General features: G+C 71.0%; 1 protein-coding gene. It reads left to right on the top strand.

Annotated elements, in window-relative coordinates:
• The first annotated feature begins 89 nt into the window (after positions 1 to 89).
• Positions 90 to 2,663, top strand: coding sequence for a M14 family metallopeptidase (locus B351_RS0104485; protein WP_019397853.1), 2,574 nt, complete (start codon positions 90 to 92; stop codon positions 2,661 to 2,663).
• Positions 2,664 to 2,679 lie beyond the last annotated feature (16 nt).

The following is a 2,679-nucleotide window of genomic DNA, read 5'->3' as shown; positions in this document are numbered from 1 at the left end:
CCGCTTCTGCCCCGCGGCCGGCGGCCGCGCGGCCGCCGCTACTGCCGCTCCTACCGATGCCAGCCCATTCCCGTTCCGCCGGAGTGTCGATGTCCCTGCTTGCCCGTGGCCTGAGCGCCGTCCTGCTTCTGTCGTTGTCCCTGCTGTTCCCGGCCCACGCGCAGAGCGCGTATTTCTTCCCGGCCACGCCGCTGGATCCGGATCCTGCGGTGCCCACGCCCGAGCAGTTCCTGGGCTATCCGGTCGGCAGCCGCTATACCCGCCACGACGAGCTGGTGGCCTACTTCGAGGAACTGGCGCGGGTGTCGCCGCGGGTGAAGGTGGAGCGCATCGGCCGCACCTACGAGGGCCGGCCACTGCTGCTGGCCACCATCACCGATCCGGACAACCACGCCAACCTGGAGTCGCTGCGCCAGGCCCACAACACCCTGGTCGACCCGGCGGCGCCGGAGAGCGTAGCCAGCGGGGCGCCGGTGGTGGTGTGGCTGGCCTACAGCGTGCATGGCGCGGAGACATCCAGCGCCGAGGCCGCGCTGCTGACCGCCTGGTTCCTGGCCGCCGACCGCAGCGAGGCCACGCGCCACTGGCTGCGCGAGGCGGTGGTATTGATGGACCCGGCGCAGAACCCCGACGGCCGCGACCGTGCCGCCAACTGGCACAACGCCTGGGGCTCGAACCCGCCTTCTCCCGACCCGGCCGACCGCGAGCACGTGGAGCCGTTCCCAGGCGGCCGCTTCAACCATTACCTGACCGACCTCAACCGCGACTGGCTGGCACTGGCCCAGGCCGACAGCGTGCCGAAGGTCGAGCACTTCCATCGCTGGTACCCGAACGTCCAGATCGACTTCCACGAGATGGGCAAGGACAGCACCTACTACTTCGAGCCCTCGCCGAAGAGCATGGAGAGCCCGCTGCTGCCCAAGAGCTCGTACGAGGCCAACAAGGTGCTGGCGCGCTATCACGCCCAGGCGCTGGACGCGATCGGATCGCTCTACTACAGCGGCGAGAACTACGACAACTTCTCGCCGATCTACGGCTCGACCTATCCGGACTTCCACGGCGGCGTCGGCGCCACCGTGGAACAGGCCAGCTCGCGCGGGCGCGTGCAGGAGACGGTCAATGGCCCGCTGGAATTCCGCTTCACCATCCGCAACCACCTCAACGTGGGCCTGGCCACGGTGCGCGGCGCGGTGGAGCAGAAGGCGTTCCTGTTCCGCCTGCAGAAGGACTTCTTCCGCAGCGCGCTGGAGCAGGCCGGGCGCTACCCGGTGCGCGACTGGGTATTCGGCGACCGCAACGACCCGACCCTCAGCCGCCGCCTGCTGTCGCTGCTGCTGAAGCACCGCATCGAGGTGCGCGAGCTGTCGCGCGCGGTCGAGGTGGACGGCAAGCGCTTCGAGCCCGGCAGCGCGTGGGTGGTGCCGGCGCGGCAGCCGGCGTTCCGTCTTGCCCATGCGATCTTCGAGTTCACTCCGCCGGTGAAGGGCGACGTGTTCTACAGCGGCACCTCGTACGCGGTGGCGCCGGCCTACGGCCTGAGCTACGCGGCCAGCCGCTCGGCGTTGCCGGCCGGCGCGCGCGTGCAGGACGTGCCGGCGGCCAGCGGCGGCGTGGACGGCGTGGCCAGTTACGCCTATGCCCTGGACCTGCGCGACTACGGCGCCTACCGCCTGTTGGGCGCGTTGCTGGCACAGGACATCCGCCTGCGCGCGGCGTTCGCGCCGCTGGCGCTGCCGTCGGCGCAGGGCGGGGCCGAGCCGCGCCGCGGCGTGGTCCTGGTGCCGGTGGCTGGCCAGCCGCTGGCGCCCGCGGCCTTGCACGCGCGCATCGACGAGCTGGCCCGTTCCCTGGGCGTGCGCGTGCAGGCCTTGGCCAGTGGCAAGAGCGAGGTGGGCATCGACCTGGGCAGCGACAGCGTCAAGCCGGTCCGCAAGCCCGGGATCGCCCTGGTGATGGGGCAGGGCGTGTCCGCGCCGGAGATCGGTGCCGCCTGGCACGCCTTCGACACCGCGCTGGGTTACCCGACCAGCAAGATCAAGCCGGCGCAGCTGGGTGAGCTGCCGCTTGAACGCTACACGACCATCGTCCTGGCCAGCGGCAACTACGCCGGCTTGCCGGACGGCGTGGTGGCCGCGCTCAAGCGCTGGATCGCCGCCGGCGGCTCGCTGGTGGCCTACAACAGCGGCGCCCGCTGGGCGATCGACAAGGGCCTGGCCGGGGCCAAGCTGCGCGAGGCGCCGCCGCCGCGCGCCGAGCGCCTGGACTTCGGCAGCCAGCGCGAGGTGTTCGCCCTGCGTCGGGTGAGCGGCAACATCCTCAGCGCCGACGTCGACCTCAGCCACCCGCTGGCCTTCGGCCTGCAGGACCGCCGCCTGTTGGTCAACAAGGAAACCGGCCTGGTGTTCGAGGCCAGCAGCAACCCGTATCTCACCGTGGTGCGCATCGACGACCAGCCGCGGGTCAACGGCTACCTCTCCGAGGAGAACCTCAAGCGCGTGTCCGGCAGCGCCTTCGTGCAGGTGGTGCCGGTGGAGAAGGGCAACGTGGTGGTGTTCGCCGACGACCCCGCCCACCGCAAGTACTGGCACGGCACCGAGCGCCTGCTGCTCAACGCCGCGCTGTTCTCCAACCACCTCAATCCAATCCGCCAGCGCGGCGAATGACCCGGGCCGGCCTGCC

It is taken from the genome of Pseudoxanthomonas sp. GW2 (assembly GCF_000283075.1).
Classification (GTDB): domain Bacteria; phylum Pseudomonadota; class Gammaproteobacteria; order Xanthomonadales; family Xanthomonadaceae; genus Pseudoxanthomonas.
The sequence above is the reverse complement of the archived record's forward strand: the minus strand, read 5'-3'. Positions and strand labels throughout refer to the sequence as shown.